This window comes from Janthinobacterium foliorum (assembly GCF_978021625.1).
In genome coordinates this window covers 53,286-72,191 of sequence record NZ_CDXDQE010000007.1, presented here as the reverse complement: position 1 = coordinate 72,191, position 18,906 = coordinate 53,286, and the positions used below count along the sequence as shown (strand labels likewise).

Annotated in this window: 20 protein-coding genes; 8 read left to right on the top strand and 12 right to left on the bottom strand. The window is 66.7% G+C overall.

From position 1 onward, the window contains the following. Positions 1–35 precede the first annotated feature (35 nt). Complete coding sequence (locus tag ACZ92H_RS15945) at positions 36–782, top strand: response regulator (RefSeq protein ID WP_465050212.1); 747 nt, start codon at positions 36–38, stop codon at positions 780–782. After that, a complete protein-coding gene (locus ACZ92H_RS15940; protein ID WP_465050213.1) occupies positions 782–1,867 on the top strand; it encodes an ATP-binding protein in 1,086 nt (361 codons plus the stop codon). The genes ACZ92H_RS15945 and ACZ92H_RS15940 overlap by 1 nt, the downstream gene beginning before the upstream one ends. Here ACZ92H_RS15940 and ACZ92H_RS15935 read toward each other — a convergent pair whose 3' ends face one another. Further along, a complete protein-coding gene (locus ACZ92H_RS15935) occupies positions 1,868–2,773 on the bottom strand; it encodes a LysR family transcriptional regulator (protein ID WP_465050214.1) in 906 nt (301 codons plus the stop codon). Positions 2,774–2,881: 108 nt separating this feature from the next. On the opposite strand from ACZ92H_RS15935, the gene ACZ92H_RS15930 reads away from it, so the two are divergent. Together ACZ92H_RS15930 and ACZ92H_RS15925 are read left to right on the top strand one after the other, a co-directional pair. Then, entirely contained in the window at positions 2,882–3,880 is a 999-nt protein-coding gene (locus ACZ92H_RS15930; RefSeq protein ID WP_465050215.1) for an aldo/keto reductase, read from the top strand. Positions 3,881–3,979: 99 nt separating this feature from the next. After that, on the top strand, positions 3,980–4,618 hold the full coding sequence (locus tag ACZ92H_RS15925; RefSeq protein ID WP_131370376.1) for an NAD(P)H-dependent oxidoreductase: 639 nt from the start codon (positions 3,980–3,982) through the stop codon (positions 4,616–4,618). 56 nt (positions 4,619–4,674) lie between these two features. On the opposite strand, the gene ACZ92H_RS15920 is transcribed toward ACZ92H_RS15925, so the two are convergent. From ACZ92H_RS15920 to ACZ92H_RS15895, 6 genes are all read right to left on the bottom strand, one after another. After that, positions 4,675–5,997: an ATP-binding protein gene (locus ACZ92H_RS15920; RefSeq protein ID WP_131370380.1), complete on the bottom strand. Its 1,323-nt coding sequence runs from the start codon at positions 5,995–5,997 to the stop codon at positions 4,675–4,677. Then, positions 5,994–6,656 (bottom strand): response regulator, encoded by a 663-nt coding sequence (locus ACZ92H_RS15915; RefSeq protein WP_465050217.1) that lies wholly within the window; start codon positions 6,654–6,656, stop codon positions 5,994–5,996. The genes ACZ92H_RS15920 and ACZ92H_RS15915 overlap by 4 nt, the downstream gene beginning before the upstream one ends. A 94-nt stretch (positions 6,657–6,750) precedes the next feature. Further along, positions 6,751–7,017, bottom strand: a complete 267-nt coding sequence (locus ACZ92H_RS15910) for a UBP-type zinc finger domain-containing protein (RefSeq protein WP_131370387.1) — start codon at positions 7,015–7,017, stop codon at positions 6,751–6,753. A gap of 44 nt (positions 7,018–7,061) precedes the next feature. Beyond that, positions 7,062–7,751: a Fe2+-dependent dioxygenase gene (locus tag ACZ92H_RS15905; protein WP_465050264.1), complete on the bottom strand. Its 690-nt coding sequence runs from the start codon at positions 7,749–7,751 to the stop codon at positions 7,062–7,064. Positions 7,752–7,760: 9 nt separating this feature from the next. Continuing rightward, complete coding sequence (locus ACZ92H_RS15900; protein WP_465050218.1) at positions 7,761–8,501, bottom strand: tetratricopeptide repeat protein; 741 nt, start codon at positions 8,499–8,501, stop codon at positions 7,761–7,763. After that, on the bottom strand, positions 8,501–10,903 hold the full coding sequence (locus ACZ92H_RS15895; protein ID WP_465050219.1) for a TonB-dependent receptor: 2,403 nt from the start codon (positions 10,901–10,903) through the stop codon (positions 8,501–8,503). The genes ACZ92H_RS15900 and ACZ92H_RS15895 overlap by 1 nt, the downstream gene beginning before the upstream one ends. Positions 10,904–11,084: 181 nt before the next feature. Between ACZ92H_RS15895 and ACZ92H_RS15890 the strand changes: the two genes are divergently transcribed. Next, positions 11,085–11,807, top strand: a complete 723-nt coding sequence (locus ACZ92H_RS15890) for a response regulator (protein ID WP_131370399.1) — start codon at positions 11,085–11,087, stop codon at positions 11,805–11,807. Further along, positions 11,804–13,255 (top strand): ATP-binding protein, encoded by a 1,452-nt coding sequence (locus ACZ92H_RS15885; protein WP_465050220.1) that lies wholly within the window; start codon positions 11,804–11,806, stop codon positions 13,253–13,255. Before ACZ92H_RS15890 ends, ACZ92H_RS15885 begins: the two co-directional genes overlap by 4 nt. Before the next feature lie 13 nt (positions 13,256–13,268). On the opposite strand, the gene ACZ92H_RS15880 is transcribed toward ACZ92H_RS15885, so the two are convergent. Beyond that, positions 13,269–13,853, bottom strand: a complete 585-nt coding sequence (locus ACZ92H_RS15880) for a TetR/AcrR family transcriptional regulator (protein ID WP_465050221.1) — start codon at positions 13,851–13,853, stop codon at positions 13,269–13,271. An 89-nt stretch (positions 13,854–13,942) separates the two neighbouring features. On the opposite strand from ACZ92H_RS15880, the gene ACZ92H_RS15875 reads away from it, so the two are divergent. Next, the gene (locus ACZ92H_RS15875; RefSeq protein ID WP_465050222.1) at positions 13,943–14,791 is read left to right on the top strand and encodes a siderophore-interacting protein; all 849 of its coding nucleotides are present in this window, start codon (positions 13,943–13,945) and stop codon (positions 14,789–14,791) included. Positions 14,792–14,817: 26 nt separating this feature from the next. Here ACZ92H_RS15875 and ACZ92H_RS15870 read toward each other — a convergent pair whose 3' ends face one another. The 4 genes from ACZ92H_RS15870 to ACZ92H_RS15855 all read right to left on the bottom strand — a co-directional run bounded on the left by ACZ92H_RS15870 (position 14,818) and on the right by ACZ92H_RS15855 (position 17,328). Then, a complete protein-coding gene (locus ACZ92H_RS15870; RefSeq protein ID WP_465050223.1) occupies positions 14,818–15,450 on the bottom strand; it encodes a hypothetical protein in 633 nt (210 codons plus the stop codon). Between the two features lie 164 nt (positions 15,451–15,614). Beyond that, complete coding sequence (locus ACZ92H_RS15865) at positions 15,615–16,277, bottom strand: DUF799 domain-containing protein (RefSeq protein ID WP_131370411.1); 663 nt, start codon at positions 16,275–16,277, stop codon at positions 15,615–15,617. Further along, positions 16,274–16,645 (bottom strand): DUF4810 domain-containing protein, encoded by a 372-nt coding sequence (locus tag ACZ92H_RS15860; protein ID WP_465050224.1) that lies wholly within the window; start codon positions 16,643–16,645, stop codon positions 16,274–16,276. The genes ACZ92H_RS15865 and ACZ92H_RS15860 overlap by 4 nt, the downstream gene beginning before the upstream one ends. Before the next feature lie 8 nt (positions 16,646–16,653). Continuing rightward, positions 16,654–17,328 (bottom strand): CsgG/HfaB family protein, encoded by a 675-nt coding sequence (locus tag ACZ92H_RS15855; RefSeq protein WP_131370414.1) that lies wholly within the window; start codon positions 17,326–17,328, stop codon positions 16,654–16,656. Between the two features lie 332 nt (positions 17,329–17,660). On the opposite strand from ACZ92H_RS15855, the gene ACZ92H_RS15850 reads away from it, so the two are divergent. Further along, on the top strand, positions 17,661–18,875 hold the full coding sequence (locus ACZ92H_RS15850) for a YbfB/YjiJ family MFS transporter (RefSeq protein WP_465050265.1): 1,215 nt from the start codon (positions 17,661–17,663) through the stop codon (positions 18,873–18,875). Positions 18,876–18,906 lie beyond the last annotated feature (31 nt).

Here is an 18,906-nt window from a genome sequence, read left to right as displayed (position 1 = left end):
CGATGGAGAGGGCGAAGAATGCTAGACTATTTCCCATGAACTATCTCCATAGCGCCAGCCAACCGTCCTTCCTTGCCACCACCCCGCCCGCCGCCCTCGTGCTGATCGCCGAAGATGAACCGCAAATCGCCCGCATCCTGGCCGGCTACCTGGAGCGCGACGGCTACCGCACGGCCTTCGCGCCCGATGGCCAGCAAGCGCTGAACCAGCACCTGGCGCTGGCGCCGGACCTGCTGCTGCTCGACGTGCAGATGCCCCGTGTCGATGGCTGGGGCGTGCTGACGGAAGTGCGGCGGCGCGGCGAGACGCCCGTCATCATGCTGACGGCGCGCGACCAGGACGCGGACAAGCTGGCCGCCCTGCGCGTGGGCGCCGACGACTACATCATCAAGCCCTTCAATCCGGCCGAAGTGGTGGCCCGCGTGGCGGCCGTGCTGCGCCGCTCGCGCGTGCGCCACCATCCGGTCGGCGGCCAGCGCCTGCGCTGCGGCCCCATCGACATCGACCAGGAAACCTACGTCGCCAGCGTGCTGCGCGACGGCGCCGCCGTGCCGCTGAGCCTGACCCTGACGGAATTTCGCCTGCTGGCGCACCTGGCGCGCACGCCGCGCCGCGTCTGCACCCGGCTGGAATTGCTGGAGTCGTGCATGCCAGAAAGCAATTCGATGGAACGCACGGTGGACAGCCACGTCAGCAAGCTGCGCAAGAAGCTGGAGGAAGCGGGCGTGCTGAACATGCCGGCCAGCCTGCGCGGCGTGGGCTATCGCCTGGAAAGCGACTGATGCGCTTCACGGGCTTGAACCGGCAGATCGTGCTGTCGATGTCGGTGCTGATGGTGTGCAGCATCCTGCTCATCTGGATAGGCTCGTGGATCTTCTTTGCCGTCGCCTTCAAGATCGACCCCAACATGCTGTCCGAACCGGACGACTGGTCGCCGACGACGGCGGAATGGCTGTGGATACTCTCGATTACCATCTTCGGTCTGCTGCTGGCCGCGTTTTTCGCCATCAAGCTCGCTTCGCGCATCCTGAAACCGATCAATTCCGTGATGGACAGCGTGCGCCGCGTGGCCCATGGCGACCTGTCCGCGCGCGCCTTCGCGGGCGACCGCAGCCTGGGCGAGACGGCCGTGCTGGTCGATGACTTCAACAGCATGGCCGAACGCCTGCAGCGCACGGCCAAGGAAAGCGCGACGTGGAATGCGGCCATCGCGCACGAGCTGCGCACGCCCGTGACCATCCTGCGCGGCACCCTGCAAGGCGTCGTCGATGGCGTCTTCAAGCCCGAGGAAGTGCCGTTTTCCAGCCTGCTGTCGCAAGTGGAAGACCTGGGCCGCCTGATCGAGGACTTGCGCACCCTGAGCCTGGCCGACAGCGGCTACATGCAGCTGCGCATGGCGTGGACGGACCTGACCCTGGAAATCGAGGAAGTGGGCCGCCTGCTGGCGCCGGACATGGAAGCGGCCGGCTTTTCCCTGCAGCTGCAGCTGTCCGACCATCCCGTCTGCTGCGACGCGGCGCGCATCCGGCAAATCGTGCTGGCCCTGCTCGACAACGCGCGCCGCTATGCGCATCCGGGCCTGCTGCGCGTGCGCACCCGCGTGCAGGCCGGCCAGTACTACCTGAGCGTCGAGGATGCGGGCCCCGGCATTGCGGAAGAGCTGGCGCCGCACGTGTTCGAGGCGTTCCGCCGCGGCGACAGCGCCCGGGTCGACCTGAACGCGGGCAGCGGCCTGGGCCTGGCCGTGGTGGAAGCCATCGCCCGCGCCCACGGCGGCAGCGCGGCCTGCACGCGCGGCAGGGCGGGCGGCAGCCTGTTTACGGTGAAGTGGCCGGTGGAGCATGGCGCGCCGCCAGCCGCCGGCTGATCAGGCGGGCGCCTGCGGCGTGGCCGCATCGGCGCGCACCATGTCGACAAAGGCGCGCAGCATGGGCGGCATCTGGCGCCGGCCCGGGTAATACAGGAAGTAACGGGGCGCTGGCGGCAGGCTGCGCTCCAGCACGCACACCAGCCGCCCCGCCGCGATATCGGCGCGCGCATCGGCTTCGTACACGTAGGCGTACCCCGCGCCGTCGCGGGCCGCGCGCAACATCAGTTCATCGTCGTCGAACACGAGCGGGCCGTCGACGGCGATGCTGACACCCTCGCCCGCCGGGCCGAATTCCCACGCATACTGGCGTCCGCTGGGGAAGCGCCGTCCTATGCACGCGTGCTCGAGCAGCGCGCGCGGCGTGGCCGGCACGCCACGGGCCGCCACGTAGGCGGGCGACGCCACCACCACGAAGGGCTGCGGGGCGCCCACGGGCACGGCGATCATGTCGGCCGCCACGTGCTCGCCGAAGCGGATGCCCGCGTCAAATCCGTCGCGCACGATATCGATCATGCCGTCATCCGTGACCAGTTCGACCTGCACGCGTGGATAGCGGGCGACAAAACGCGCCAGCATGGGCGCCAGCAGCAGCCGGGCGGCCGGACGCGGCACATTCAGGCGCAGCTTGCCGGCCGGTTCCTGCTGCAGGGTGCTCAGGTCCAGCAAGGCATCCGTGATTTCGCGCATGGCCGGTTCCAGCCGCGCCAGCAGCTGCCGCCCCGCCTCCGTCGGCGTGACGCTGCGCGTGGTGCGGTTCAGCAGGCGCACGCCCAGGCGCTCTTCCAGCGCGCGCAGCGCATGGCTGAGCGCGGAGGCGGACACGCCCCGCTCCACGGCCGCCTTGCGGAAGCTGCGCAGGCGGGCGACGGCGGCAAAGGCCGTCAATTCATTCAGGTCAGCCATCTTGGATAATTCATGAGCCAGATTCAGTAATGCATGCAGGATAAGCCATCTTATCGCATGCAGTTCCTTCCCGCATACTCATCGCATCTTTTTTTGAGGGGAATGGGCATGGAATACAGAACATTGGGCACCTCCGGCTTGCGCGTCGCCCCCGTCGGCCTGGGCTGCATGGGCATGAGCTTTGCCTACGGCGGCGCGGATGAAGGCGCCTCGCTGCGCGTGCTGCACCGCGCCGTGGAACTGGGCGTGACCCTGATCGACACGGCGGAGGTCTACGGCCCGTACGCCAACGAGGAACTGGTGGGCCGCGCCCTGAAGCAGCTGCGCGGCAAGGTCAGCATCGCCACCAAGTTCGGCTTCAGGATATTGCCCCACGGCCAAGGCGTGGCGCGCATGGCGGGCGTGGACAGCCGCCCCGAGCACATCGTGCAAGCCGTGGAAGCATCGCTGGCCCGGCTGGGCATCGACTGCATCGACCTGCTGTACCAGCACCGGGTGGACCCCGCCGTGCCCATCGAAGACGTGGTGGGCACCATGGCCGGCCTGGTGCGGGCGGGCAAGGTGCGCCACCTGGGGCTGTCGGAAGTGTCGGCCGCCACCCTGCGCCGCGCCCACGCCGTGCACCCCATCACGGCGGTGCAGTCCGAATACGCGCTGTGGAGCCGCGACGTGGAAGCGGAAGTACTGCCCGCCTGCCGCGCACTGGGCGTCGGCTTCGTGCCCTACAGCCCGCTGGGCCGGGGTTTCCTGACGGGCCAGTTGCCTTCCAGCACCGCGCTGGCGGCCGATGACTACCGCCACAGCCTGCCCCGCTTCCAGCCGCAAGCCATGGCCGCCAACGGGCATCTCGTTGCCGAGTTGCAGCGCCTGGCCGCCGCGCGCGGCGCCACGGCGGCGCAGCTGGCCCTGGCCTGGCTGCTGGCGCAAGGCGCTGACATCGTGCCGATTCCCGGCGCCCGCAGCCTGGCCCACCTGGAAGAGAACGTGGCCGCCGCGCGGATAGCCCTGAGCGGCAGCGAGCTGGCCGCCATCGGCGCCGCCATCGCGCCCGGCGCCGTGCAGGGGGCGCGCTACCCGCAGCATGAGCTTGCCATGCTTGGCCTGTAGACAACAATGCATCGGTGCGCTATTTTTGGCCAGCGCACTTGAAATGGCAGAATCCGCTATCATTTCCAATCTGAACTGTTCATTATGAAAGGGATTTACATGTCCGCACTGCTCGAAACATTGCAATGGCGCTACGCCACCAAAAAGATGGACCCAACAAAAGTGGTGCCGCAAGACAAAGTCGAGCGCATCCTGGAAGCCGTGCGCCTGACGGCCAGCTCCAGCGGACTGCACCCGTATGAAGTATTCGTGGTGACGAATCCGGCCCTGCGCGAGCAGATCAAGCCGCATGCATGGAACCAGTCGCAAGTGACGGACGCCTCGCATTTGCTGGTGTTCGCCGCCTGGGACAACTACACGGTGGAGCGCATCAACAAGATGTTTGACCTGGTCAACACCGTGCGCGGCTTCAAGAACGAAGGGTGGGAAGCCTACCGCCAGCAGATCCTGGCCACGTATCCGCAGCGCGACGCGGAAACCAACTACCAGCACGCGGCGCGCCAGGCCTATATCGGCGTGGGCACGGCCCTGATCGCCGCAGCGGAAGAAAAAGTCGATTCGACGCCGATGGAAGGTTTTGACCCGGCCAAGGTCGATGAGATCCTGAACCTGCGCGAAAAAGGCCTGCGTTCCGTCGTCATGCTGCCGCTGGGCTACCGCGCCGACGAAGGCGACTGGCTGGTGGACCTGAAAAAAGTGCGCCCCGCGCGCGAGCAATTCATCACCGAGCTGGCGTAAGCAACGCGCCTTTCAGCAAAAGCGGATGCCGGCGACGGCAGCCGCTTTTTTTTCGCTCATGCCGCCTGCGGAAAGCGCACCGTCACCTGCAAGCCCCGCCCCGCCGCGCCGTCGCCCAGCGCAATGTCGGCCTGGTGGTGTTCGGCGATATGGCGCACGATGGACAGGCCCAGGCCGCAGCCCCAGGCGTCGTTGCCGTCGGGCCGGAAGAAGCGGTCGAACAGGCGGCCATGGTGCTGGCGCGGCACGCCGGGGCCGTTGTCGGACACGCGCAGCAGCGGCCGCCCTCCTTCCAGCGCCGCCTGCAAGTCGACCTTGCCGCCACGCTGCGTGTAGCGCAGGGCATTGTCGATCAGGTTGTTCAGCAACACTTGCAAGCCATCAGGGTCGGCCTTCACCAGCACGGGCGCGGCGGCGATGGTCCCCGGCGCTTCCAGCACGCCCAGGTCGATCTCGCGGCTGTCCGCCAGGGCGCTGTGGTCGGCCACGGCCGCTTCCAGCAATTGCCCCAGGTCCACCGTGTGCAGCTGGCTGGCCGTCAGCGCCGTTTCATGGCGCGCCAGGCTGAGCAGCTGGCGCACCAGGTGCGTGCTGCGGTCCAGGCGGCCGTGCAGCTTGGCCAGCGCGGCGCGCCGCTCTTCTTCCGTCGTCGCCCGTTCGGCCACTTGCAGCTGCAGTTTCAGCGCCGTCAGCGGCGAGCGCAATTCGTGCGCGGCATCGGCGACAAAGGTGCGCTGCGATGCCAGCGCCGCCTCGAATTGGCCCATCAGGCCATTCAGCGCCAGCACCACGGGCCGCAATTCCGGCGGCATGTCGCCGGCCGCCAGCGGCGTCAGGGCGTCGGGCGACCGGCCGGCCACCGATTCTGCCAGCCGGTGCAGCGGCGCCAGCGCGCGCCGCACCACGGCGACGATCAGCAGCGCCAGGATCAGCGCAAACACCAGCAGCGGCGCGCCGGCGCGCACGGTCATCTGCCAGGCCAGCTGGTCGCGCACGGCCTGCGCCTGCGCCACCTGCACGTAGCGCCCGCGCCGCGTCTCGCCGTACAGGCGCCAGTCCTCGCCGCGCAAGGTGACATCGGCAAAGCCGGCCAGCGCATAGCGCGGCAGTTCCAGCTGGTCCGGCAAGACGGGCAATGGCTGGCCATCCTCGTCCCACGCCTGCAGCACGAACGCCTCTTCCGGATCCTGCGCGGCCGGCAAGCCCGTCTGCGGCTCGAACTCGTCGGGCAAGGCCACGGCCAGCTGGCGCAGCTGCAGGTCGGCCAGTTCATTGGTTTCTTCCAACAGCGAACGGAATAGCGAAATGCCCGCGCCCAGCACGCACAGCAAGGTGGCCGCCAGCAAACCCAGCAGCAATTGGCGGCGGATGGTCATCATGGCGCGACCCGCATCTTGTAGCCCACGCCGCGCACGGTCTGGATGCACTCCGCGCCGAATTTCTTGCGCAGCTGATACACATACACGTCGACGGTATTGCTTTCCACTTCGTTATCCCAGCCATACAGCTTTTCGCCCAGCTGGCGCTTCGACACCACCTTGCCAGGATGGTCGAGCAAGGCACGCAGCACGGAAAACTCGCGCGGCGGCAACTTGATCAGCTCGCCTTCGAAGGTGACATCATGGCTGGCCAGGTCCAGCACCAGCGCGCCATGCTCGATGACGGAACGGGAACGGCTGACCCGGCGACGCAGCAAGGCGCGTATGCGCGCCAGCAACTCATCGAGGTCGAAGGGCTTGACCAGGTAATCGTCGGCGCCGCTGTCGAGCCCTTCCACGCGGGCCGGCGTGCCATCGCGCGCCGTGATGATCAGCACGGGCAATTCGCCGCCGCGCGCGCGCGTGGCGCGCAGCACGTCCATGCCTTCCTTGCCGGGCAAGCCCAGGTCCAGCAGCATCAGGTCATAGTCGAAGCCGGCCAGCGCCAGTTCCGCATCCTTGCCATCGCGCACCCAGTCCACGGCATAGCACTCGCCAAGCAGGCCCTCGACCATGCTTTCCCCGATCATCGGATCGTCTTCCACCAGCAACACGCGCACCCGGGCCTCTCAAGATCTTGAACAATACCGCCATCTTACTCCGGTATGCGCGATCCCACCGGCAGGCCGGCGCTGGCGGCTGCCGGCGCGCCGGCTAGATGGGATCGTAAAATAGCTGGTCCACATAGCACCAGCCCCAGCTTTCCCCCGGCTCCTTCGAGCGGATGATGGGGTGGCCCGTGGCGTGGAAGTGCCGGGTCGCATGCCGGTTCTTCGAGTCGTCGCAACAGCCGACGTGGCCGCAGACCATGCAGACGCGCAAATGTACCCAGCTGTCGCCCGCTTTCAGGCATTCCTCGCAGCCATCGCTATTGGCGCCACGGGTATGGATGTCCTGCAGATGCTGGCAAGCCTGGCTCATGCTGTTCTCCTTCGACAATGCAGGCCATGGTAGCGCAAATGCGCTCAGCCCTGCGCCCACATGCGCAGCAGGTTGTGATACACGCCCGTCAGCCCCAGCACGGCCGTGGACGAGGCATCCTGCGCCTCGATGCGCAGCAGCATCAGGTCGCGGTCCATCTGGAACAGCAGGCGGCGCTGCGCTTCGCTGCGCACCATGCTTTCCAGCCAAAAGAAGCTGGCATAGCGGCACCCCTTGGTGACGGGGTTGACGCGGTGGATCTTGTCTGCCGGATACAGCAGCATGTCGCCGGCCGCCAGCTTGACGTGTTCGTCGCGCCAGCTGTCGGCCAGCACCAGCTCGCCCCCCTCGTATTCATCGGGATGGCTGAGGAACAAGGTACAAGACAGGTCCGTGCGCACCCGTTCGCCATCGGGCAGGTAGCGCATGGCCACGTCCACGTGGTCGTCCAGGTAGTCCTGGCGTTCGCCGTCGTAGCGGCTGAACATGGGGGGCGCGATGTGGCGCGGCAAGGCGGCCGAAAAGAACAGCTGGTTGCGGCGCAAGGCATGCAGCACCAGTTGCTGCAAATGCTGCGCCAGGGGGCCCTGCTGGGGCAATTGCCCGTTGCGCTTGATACTGTCGGGCAAACTGCCCGACGTGATCCTGCCATCCTCCCAGTCGGCGCCTGTCAGCGCGGCGCGCGCATGGGCCAGTTCGGTGTCGTTCAGCACGGCTTTCAAATGCAGCATGATGTTGTTCTCTTATTCAGTAAATGATGCTTCGCCCGCCAGCCCGCGCACGGCGGGCGCGTCCGCCTGCGCCAGCCATGGGCGCAGGTTGGCCATGAACGCGGGCGTGGCCGTGGCGGGAATGCGCCGCAGCCACGCCACGGCCTGCTGCGGCTTGCCGCGTTGCAACAGCAAGCGCGCATGGTTGAACTGGCCGCGAAAGTCGCCGCCAATGGCCGCCTGGCAATACAGCACGGCGGCCCGTGCCGGATCGGGCGGCATTTCCCAGCCTTCTTCATGGAAACGACCGAGGATATTCAGGGACTTGGCGTGCCCCAGTCCGGCGGCCTGGCGGTACAGCGCCAGCGCGGCGGGCCGGTCGGCGGCGATGCCCTTGCCGCTCATCAGCAGATTGGCCAGGTTGTACATGCCCCAGTCCAGTCCGCCTACGGCCGCCTGGCGGTACCAGTACTCGGCCAGCTGCGCATCCGCCGCCACGCCCCAGCCGTTCTCCAGGCAGCGGCCCAGCATGTTGACGGCTTCCACATCGTCGCGCGCGGCTGCCTGGCGGAACCAGTGCACGGCTTGCGCGGGGTCGGGCGGCACGCCCTGCCCCACCAGCAGGCGCTGCGCCAGGATGGCCTGGGCGCGCGGCACGCCCTGGCGCGCGGCGGCCTGCAGCCACGCCAGCGCCTGCTCGCCAGCGCCACCGGCCAGCATGGCGGACCAGTCCGCCGCAGGCAGCTGGCGCAGTGCCTCGACGCTGGCCCGCATCAAAAGCTCAGGTCCGCGCTCAGGCTGATGCTGCGGCTGGCGCCCGGCACGCCGTACAGCTGGAAACCGTCCAGCGAGGAACCGATGCGCGCCCAGTAAAACTTGTTGGCCAGGTTTTGCACGTTCAGGTTCAGCGCCAGGCGCGGGTTGACCCGGTAGCGCGCGGCGATGCTTTGCACCCAGTACGACGGCGCCTTTTCCGTGTCGAAGACATACGTGGGCGCCTTGCCCGCAGGGCCGGCAACGGTGCTGCTGTTATTGTTCAAGCCGCCCACATAGGCATTGTCCGAATAGCGGCGCTCGCCCACGTACTGGGCGCCATAGCTGAGCACCAGGCCCGCCACCGGCGTGTACGAGGTCCACAGGTTGAAGGTCCAGTCCGGTACATTCTTCGCTTCGCTGCCGCTGTTGGCGCCCTTGGTCTGCTTGCTCATCAGGCGCGACATGCCGCCATACACGGACCATTGCTCGCTGACATTGCCCTGCACGCCCAGTTCCGCGCCCTTGACGCGCTTGGCCGGCAAGGCGCGCACGGGCGAGACTTCATCGTCGCCGTACTCCCAGGAATCGCTCACTTCCGTACGGAAAATGGCCCCCGTCAACGCCAGGCGGTGGCGCAGCACATCCCACTTGCCGCCCAGCTCCATGGTCTTCGAGGTGGCCGGCGCATACGCGGACGCCGCCGCCGAACCGTAGATGGCGTTGTTCGTCGAGGCGCCCAGGGCCGATGGCTGGGCCGCCTGCGCGTAGGCCAGGTACAGGCTGGCCTCGTCGACGGGCTTGTACAGGGCGGCGATGCGCCCGCTGGTGGCGCCGTCGCTGCTGCGCGACGTATTCACGCCCTTCAGCGACGTGTCCGCCTTCCAGTGGTCATAGCGCAGGGACGCCACCATGCGCCACTGCTCGGTCAGACGGATGGCGTCCGTCACGTACAGGCCCGCATTGCTGATCACCGATTCCAGGCCGCCATTGCCCTTGACGGTGGGCACGCTGCCCTGCGCGACTTGCGGATGCGCCATGTCGAACCACAGGGTGCCCGCAGGCGCATTGACCGTGCGCTGGTAGTCGCCATAGGTTTCGCGGTACAGGTCCAGGCCCGTCACCACTTCGTGCCGCACGGCCCCCGTCTGGAAGGCAACGCTGAAGTCGGTCTGGTTCGCCAGGATTTTGTAGCGTTTCGAGGTGCCGAAATCGCTGCCGCGCAGCACGCCATACGCATCCGTCTTGTTGCGGAAGGCCGTGTACGCGGCGATGCCATTGATTTTCGTCAAGCCGCCCACGCCCGTGTAGCCCAGCGACGTGCCCAGGGTGGCGCCATCCGCGCCGGCCCCGTTGAAGCGGGCCGGCGACATCACGGACAGGTTGTCCGTCAGCGCCCAGCGCGTCTGGTTGCGGATTTTGACGTCCGGGGCGAAATCGTGTTCGACCTTGATGGTGGCCGCATCGGAGGTGGTGCGCTGGGTGTACGAATCGGCGCCGAACCAGGCGCTGTGCGGCACGTTCGCCATGGGCTGGCCGCCCGTGCCGCGCTGGATCGGCAGGCCGCCGTCGGGCACGTTGTCGTCTTCCTGGTGGAACAGGTCGACCCACACGCGCGTGGCGCCGTCCAGGCCCGTGCCCGCCGACAAGGCCAGGCCTTGCCGCTCGTTGTTCGTCACGTCGCGTCCCGCCACGTCATTCTTTTGCTTCATGACATTCAGGCGCAGGGCGCTGCCCGTGCCCAGCTGCCGGTTCACATCGGCCGTCAAGCGGCGATAGGCCGCGCTGCCCGCGCCGAAGGACGCCGTATTCGCGTTGCCCAGTTTGGCTTCCTTGCTGACCAGGTTGACGGTGCCGCCCACGGCCGAGGTGCCCGATTCGATGGAGCCGGTGCCCTTGAACACTTCCACCTGCTCCAGGTTAAAGGTGTCGTTGCGGCTGGACATGCCGGCGTCGCGCATGCCGTCCACCGTCAGGCTTTGCTCGGAAGAAAAGCCACGGATGGTAAACAAATCGCCCCAGCCCAGGTTGCCCTCGCCCGAGGTAAACGTGATGCCGGGCACGTTTTTCAGGATGTCCTGCAGGTTTTGCGCATTCTGTTCCGTCAGCACTTCGCGCGGCACGATGGTGATGCTTTGCGGCGTATCGCGCAGGGGCTGGGCGAACTTGGCCGAGCTCAGGTGTTCCGGCTTGTAGGCGGGCGCTTCGCGTTCGGCCTTGACGACCACCTCGTTCAATGGCTGCGGCTGCGTCGTGGCCGAAGTGGCCGCATCGCCCGCGTCAACGGCCAGGGCCGCGGCCGTGGCGCCCAGCGACGTCAACGCCAGGCCGACGGTGGCCGACAGTTTGCCGTACTGCGCGAACAGCGATTCGATGGTCTCGGCCGTGCTATTGCTGCGGCTGCATTGTTTACCCTGGTGCATGTGGCTTCCTTTGTAGATTGTAATGATTCTCACTACAGGCACTATAATGGCCGGCTGGCAGGGCCAGAACAGGCCCGGCGGCGGGAATGTAATGAAATGTGTTGGCGCAACATGGCCGTCACATGCCATTACAAAAATCGGCACACTCTTCACCATAGACAACGGGAACATGGCAACAGGAATGAAACGGGCGGACCAGGTATTGATCGTCGACGACGATGCGGAAATCCGGCAATTGCTGTCAGTTTATCTGGACAACGCGGGCTACCAGGCGCACGCGGCGTCGGGTGGCGATGAAATGTGGCAAGTGCTGGCCAGCACGCCCATCGACATGATCATCCTCGACCTGATGCTGCCCGGCGACGACGGCCTGGAACTGTGCCGCCAGCTGCGCGCGCGGCGCAACATTCCCGTCATCATGCTGACGGCGCGCGGCACCCTGGTCGACCGCATCGTGGGCCTGGAAGTGGGCGCCGACGATTACCTGCCGAAGCCCTTCGATCCCCGCGAATTGCTGGCGCGCATCAAGGTCATCATCCGCCGCGCCCGCAGCTTTCCGGAAAAGCATGAAGCGGACCGCATCGGCACGCTGCGTTTCGACGGCTGGCAACTGGACACGCGGGCGCGCCAGATGCGCTCGCCCCAGGGCGTGACCTTGTCGCTGGGCAGCTCCGACTACCTGGTGCTGCGGGCCTTGCTCGACCATCCGAAACGCACCCTGAGCCGCGACTTCCTGCTGGCCGCCGTGTATGGCAAGGAAAGCCTGCCCTTCGACCGTTCCATCGACGTGTGCGTCAGCCGCTTGCGCCAGCAGCTGGGCGACAATCCCCGCCTGCCGGCCCTCATCAAGACCATCCGCAACGGCGGCTACATGCTCAACGCCGACGTGGCGTACGAGGAATGACGGGCCCGGGCAGCCTGCTGCAACGGCTGTGGCCGCGCAGCCTGTCGGGCCGCCTGGCCCTCGTGCTGGTGCTCGGCATGCTGGCGGCGCAGGCCCTGACGGGCACCATCTGGTATGACATGCGCTACGGCAAGGCGATGGAAATTCCCACGCGCCTGGCCGCCACCCGCCTGGCCGACGCCGTGCGCATGCTCGACGCCGTGCCGCCCGCCAGCCGGCCCGCCATGCTGGCCGCCATCAGCAGCGCGGATTTTTCCGTGCGGGCCGTCGACGGCCCCGCCGCGACGCCGCCGCCCCTGGACCGCAACGACGTCTTCAGCAGCGAACTGTTTCTCGACGTGCTGCGCCAGCGCCTGGGCGGCCAGGCCGACGAACTGGCCCATCATGGCGTGCGCGTGCTGGACAGCGAACTGGCGCACGCGGTGCCGCGCGAAGGCAACTGGCTGACGCTGCTGCGCGACCCCTTCCCCACGGGCCACTTCATCGTCCAGCTGCGCCTGCACGACGGCGCCTGGCTGCAGGCGGAAGCGCGCGAAGGCCAGGCGGGCATGAGCACGGCACCGCGCGCGGCCGCCGTCGATTATCTGCTGCGCATTTACGTGCTGCGCATCGCCGCCATCCTGCTGCTGGCCTGGCTGGCCGTGCGCCTGGTGATGCAGCCGCTGGGCAAGCTGGCCGCCGCGGCCGACAAGCTGGGCGAGAACATCTTCAGCCCGCCGTTGAGTACGGACGGTCCCACGGAAGTGCGCAAGGCCTCGCAGGCCTTCAATGCCATGCAGCGCCGCCTGATCGACAATATCGCCGAGCGCACCCGCTTCCTGGCCGCCGTCTCGCACGACCTGCGCTCGCCCATCACGCGCATGAAGCTGCGCACGGAACTGCTGCCCGGCGAGGCGGAGCGCGTGAAATTTCGCCGCGACCTCGACGAAATGGATGCGCTGGTGGGCGCCACCCTGACCATGGTGCAGGACAGCGGCTTGCACGAACAGCGGCAGATGGTCGATATCGACAGCCTGCTGGCCAGCCTGCGCAGCGATTGCGCGGAAACGGGCGGCCAGGTGAGCATCACCGGCCAGGCGGCGCCCCTGCCCGCCCACCCCCGCAGCCTGAAGCGCTGCCTGCAAAACATCGTCGACAATGCCATCCGCTACGGCGGCGCGGCCCGCGTGCACGTGCGCGACGAGGCAAACCTGGTGACGATCGAAGTGCGCGACGACGGCCCCGGCATACCCGCGCCCCTGCTGCAGCGGGCGCTGGAACCTTTTTATCGGCTGGAAACCTCGCGCAACGCGGCCACGGGCGGCTTCGGCCTGGGCCTGTCCATCGCGCAGACGGTGGCCCTGGCCCACCATGGGGAGCTGTCGCTGCGCAACGGCGAGGAACGGGGACTGGTGGTGACCCTGGCGCTGCCGCGCGCCGGCGGCCAATGGCGGCCGGACCACGCGTAGGCAGGAAGCGGCATCACTGCGTTGGCATGGCCAGCGCCCCGATCACCAGCGCGCGCATGCCCAGGTCGAACTCGGCCTCGATGGCCTGATCGTCCTCGTCTGCCCACGCCTCGCCGGCGGGCGCATACACGGTGTCGGCCAGGGCCACGCAGTGGAAGGCCACGGTCGACAGCAGCCAGCGGGCGCGCTGCTTCGGCAGCTGGTAGGCGTGCGCCACCTGCGCCTGGTGGGCGTCGATGCGGGCCAGCATGGCCGGTGTCGTCGCCTTGCGGCGCAGCAGATATGGCGCCAGGCCAGGATGCGACTTGACCAGCTGGCGCAGCGAGGCGCTGAAACCCAGCAGATAGTGCTCCAGCTCATCCGCGCCAGGCGCCGGCAATTCCCAGCGCGCAAATATTTCCTCCGCCACCAGCAGCTTGAGCGCGGCCAGGTGCGCCACGTGCTTGTACAGCGCCACGTGGCTCACGCCCAGCACGGCGGCCACGCCCGTAAACGTCATGGCGGGCAAGCCCATGGCGATGCCGGCGTCCGCGATGCGCGCGCGCGTGATGCTGGGGGGACGCCCGGGACGGGGCAAAGTGGGTGAAATAGTCATCATTATTTTCCGTGGCGGCAGCTGCGTTGTCGTTTTGCGGTAATTAGTTTAGCATGATGAAACTAATTACCCAAGACACAGGAGTATTTGCCATGGCAACATCCCACGAAGCGCCATCGGGCGGCGCCCTGCGCAACGCCGAGCATGACCGCAGCCTGCATGAAGTCACGGCCAGCGTCACCGCCATCGCGCGCCCCGTGCCCAGTGTGCTGCGCGTCACGGCCAGGCTGGCGCGTTCCGGCGACGATCCCCACTGGGCGCTGCCCAACGTGGCCTTCCGCATCCATCTCGACGGGGCCGCGTATGGCGGCGCCTCGCGCATCTACACCGTGCGCAGCTTTGACGCGCCGGCAGGAACGTTTACCTTCGACATCGTGCGGCATGCACACGCGAGTCCGATGATGCGCTGGAGTAGCAAGCTGTGCGCGGGCGATGTCTTCCGCCTGACGGGACCGCGCCCGCAGTTCGTCATTCCTGCCGGCGCCGAAAAGAAAATCGCCCTCTTCCTCGACGAGACGGGCATTCCCGCCCTGTACGCCATGCTGCAGCAATGGCCCGCCGGCGCGGCCGGCATCGGCTGGGTCGTGACCGATGATGCCGCCGCGTTCGAGGAATTACCCGCCGTGCCGGGCCTGGCATTGCAGCGCCTGGCCACGGCCCGCGTGGCGCCGGACGGGCCGCTGGCAGCCCAGGCCAGGGCGTTACAAGATCCGCGCGATTACATCATCTGGGGCGCCGGCGAACGCGATGAGATGCGCGCCATCCGCCAGCACTTGCGCATCACGGCGGGCCTGGACAAGGAACAGGTGCTGGTGGCCGGCTACTGGAAACGCGGCGTCAGCAACACGGAAATCGACCAGCGCCGCAAGGACAGCTTCGAGCAGCTGATCGCCAACGGCGGCACCCTGGCCGACTTCGACGACCTGGCCGTCGAGGTGTAAATGGCGCCAGGCGCCGGCCCCGCGTTCTAGCTGGCCCTGAAGTCGAAGCTCCACAGGCCCTGCACGCGATTGACGGTGACACTCACCTCGGTGGCCGTCACCGGCATCACATATTGCGTCATGTCCGAGAAATTCTGCACGATGTAGGTCTGGCCCGGCATGGGCGGTGTTGCCAGCATGAAGTAGAAATTGGGCAGGTACTCGAAGGTCACCGTCATGTTCATGTCGACATGCGGCATGGTCACGACGGGCCTGTCATTGACGTACCAGTTGCTGTCGAACTGGGTAAAGGGATAGGTCTGGTTGATGACGCCGCACTGCTGCGGCGTCAGCTTCTCTTGCGCCAGCGACGTGGGAGCGGGCTGCAGCACCGGCGACAGCCCGTCCGGGCTGACGGCGCGCAGCAGCTGGCCCGGCACGACGGGCTCGCGCCGCGAGACGGTCGCCGCACTGTGGCGGCCCACGCTGCTCACGTCCGTCGTGATGCTGTCAGCGTAGGCGAACACTGCGCTGGCGCCGGCCACGCCCCTCACCACCTGCCACGCGTGGATCTGGTCATTGCGCTGCGGATTCTGCGGTTTCAGGAAGACCAGCAGGCTCTTGTCCTGCAGCTCGTCGTCCGACACGTTGAAGTGGATGTTGAAATAGATTGCCATCATGCGCTCCTTGCTGGGGGGATCTGCACGAACTCAAGAAAGACAGCGCCGGAGGACGAGTCCGCGATTCCCTCCGGCGCCGGTCATCACTGCAGGGCATGCCGCCCCTGGCAAGCGCGGCCGCGCGGCAGGCCCCGGCAGGGCCAGCGCGCGGGGGAGCAACGCGATTACTGCGCCAGGTAGCGTTCCGAACGGGGACCGTACAGCAGGCCGTTGGGCACGCCGGCCGACAGCAGGCGCGCATTCGCCGTGCCGGCGATCGGATGGCTGGCGTCGGTCGTGGTGTTGATGATCTGCTTGACCGCCGCCGTCACCAGCGCGCCGATCAGGCCGCCGCCACCGTTATTGTTGCCTTCATTGCTAGATGCGCTGGCCGCGCCCTGCCACAGCAAGGCACCCGTCTTCAGGTCGACCAGCTTGGCATCGACCGAGACCACCGTCACGCTGTCGATCACGGCGTATGTCGTGCCGTACTTGGAGATCGTCACGTACAGGCCCGCATCCGCGCCGAAGATCTCGTTGAGCTTCTTGGCATCGACGCCGTGGATATCGGCGGCATTCGTCAGGCCGTTCTGCTTGAAAGTCTCACCCACCACCGCCACCGGCAGCACATAGTAGCCCGCTTCGGCCAGCGGATAAGTCACCTGGGCGTAGACGCTGTTGCCGGCATTGACTTCCGGCGAATTGTTCAGCGGCGGCAAGACCACGATCGAGCGGGGCTTGGCGGCCTTGAAGGCCGTATAGTCGTAGGCCGCCTGCTTGGTGGCGCAACCGACCATGAAGATGGCGGGACCCAGGCACAGGGCCATTTTCAACATGCGCGACATCATAATTTTTCGCCTTTTTTCATTTTACCCAACAGGAAATCCATGTACGGCGCCGATTCCGGGAACAGCTTCTTCTCGTCCTCGAACTGCGCGGCGACCTGCTCCGGCTTGCCGGCGATCGAGTACAGCATGCCCAGGTGGGCGTGGTAGCCCGGCGGCGCATGGTTACCCTTCGCGGCGATCACTTGCAAATCCTTTTCCATGGCGGCAATCTGCTGCTCCGGGCTTTCACCCTTCAGGTATTCATACACCTGCGGCTGGTAGCCCTCCCATTGATACAGGGTCTTCGATTGCGTGGCGCAACCGGTCAGTGCGGCACAGGCGAGCAGCGCCAGCAGGGCAGCGCCCTTTTTCATCATTGTCTGTTTCATGGGATACCTTATTGTGTGCGCAGTGCGCCCGCTTCGACGCCGGCAACCAGGCGCTCGACGGCTTCGCGCATGGCCAGATCCAATACCTTGCCATTCAGGGTGGCGTCATAACTGGCGGTGCCGCCAAAGCCCAGCACTTCACGGTTCGACAGGCTGTATTCGCCGGCGCCGGCGCTCGAGTACACGACTTCCGACGTGGCGATGTTGACGACGTTCAATGTCACCTTGGCATACGCCACTTGCGTCTTGCCGCGGCCCATGATGCCGAACAACTGCTTGTCGCCCACTTCCTTGCGGCCGAATTCGGTCACGTCGCCCGTGACGACGAAATCCGCGCCCTTGATGTTCTGGCCCTGCTTCTTGAACTCCGCTTCCTGCTTGAGCTCGGCCATGTTGTCACGGTCGAGCACGTTGAAGCGGTTGGATGTTTGCAAATGTGCAATCAAAATTGTCTTCGACTGGCTGCCCAGGCGGTCGACGCCATCGGAAAAGATGCCGCGCATGAAGTTGGAGCGGTTATCGAATTTGCCGACGGCGATCAGGGTGCGCGGGCCGACGTAGGGACGGGCGGCGCTGGCGACTGTGGGAACAGCCAGGGCTTGCGACGATTCGGAAGCGCAGCCTGCCAATGCCGCGCCAATCAGCGCTGCAATCAACAACGCGCCAGGTTTATTCTTGTTCATAGTGCCCTTATGAGATGGAGGATCAGGAGCCACTCGCGAAATTGAATTTAGGCAAGTAAATTTCCTAAATGCAATTATATGGCATTGCATGTCTCACAATTCTCTCCAAAAGTCACAATGGCAATAATTGCATTACTACCAGCGAAAATACCCGCCGGCAAGGTACGCAGCGATTGCTTGACTTCTAAACTGATATTCATTAACTTACTAGTGAATGACTGCGCAACAATGGCATGCGGCAGCGTCCTGGCGCGCTGCCACCAGCTGACCCTGCCGGCGGGCCGCGTGGCGGCTCCGGTGTCATCGCTCTCACCTTCTCGGGTTTCCTGACCATGCCGACACATCATCCCTCCCCGGCGCATCCGCTGGCCACGGCGCTGGCGCTCTCGCTGGGGGCCGCCGTCGCCCTGGGGCTGTCGCGCTTTTCCTACGGTCTGCTGCTGCCGCCCATGCGCGCCGACCTGGGCTGGTCCTACCTGCTGGCCGGGTCGATGAATACCTTCAATGCGCTCGGCTACTTCCTCGGCGCCCTGGCCACGCCGGCCCTGATGCGCCGCCTGGGCGTATGGCGCCTGCTGATGGCCGGCTGCGTGCTGGCCAGCCTCTTCATGCTGATGTCGGGCCTCGTCAGCGACACCACCGCCCTGTTCCTGCAGCGCGTCTGCGCGGGCGTGGCCAGCGCCTTCATCTTCATCGCCGGCGGCGTGCTGGCGGCCCGGCTCGGCGCCATGCACAGCCAGCGCGCCGGCTTCTACATCGGCCTGTATTACGGCGGCACGGGTTTCGGCATCGCGCTGTCGGCCCTGCTGGTGCCGGCCGCACTGGCAGCGGCGCAGGCGCGCGGCGCGGCGCACGCGTGGCAATGGCCATGGCTGGCGCTGGGCATCGCCTGCCTGCTGGCCACCGCCCTCATGGCCTTGCCGGCCAGGGCGCTCGGCGAGGCGCCGCGCGCGACCGATGCGGGCCGGCGCTTCGCCTGGCGCGACTTTGCCCCCAGCCTGGCCGGCTACTTCATGTTTGGCGTCGGCTACATCGGCTACATGACCTTTGTCATCGCCCTGCTCAAGCAGCAAGGCATGAGCGCCACCTTGATCACCGTGTTCTACACCTTGCTGGGCCTGGCGGTAGTGGCGTCGTCCCGCATCTGGGCGCGCATGCTGGACCGCTACCACGGCGGCGAATCGCTGGCCATTCTCAACGCCGTGCTGGGCGCGGTGACGGTCCTGCCCGCGCTGACCGGCAACGTGCCCGTCGTCTTCGTCTCCGGCCTGGTCTTCGGCGCCGTGTTCCTGTCGGTGGTGGCATCGACGACGGCGCTGGTGCGGCACAACCTGCCGCAGGCCTCCTGGACGGCCGGCATCAGCGCCTACACGACCGTCTTCGCGCTGGGCCAGATCGTCGGCCCCGTCGTCGTCGGCTGGATCGCGGACGGCCCGGCGGGCCTGGAACGGGGCTTGATCGCCTCGGCCATCGCCCTCTTCATCGGCGCGGCGCTGGCCACGCGGCAAAAGGCGCTGGCGCCGACCAGCGCCCTGCAGGGGAAATAAGGCAGCCGGGCGCGGCAAATCCCCGCGCGGT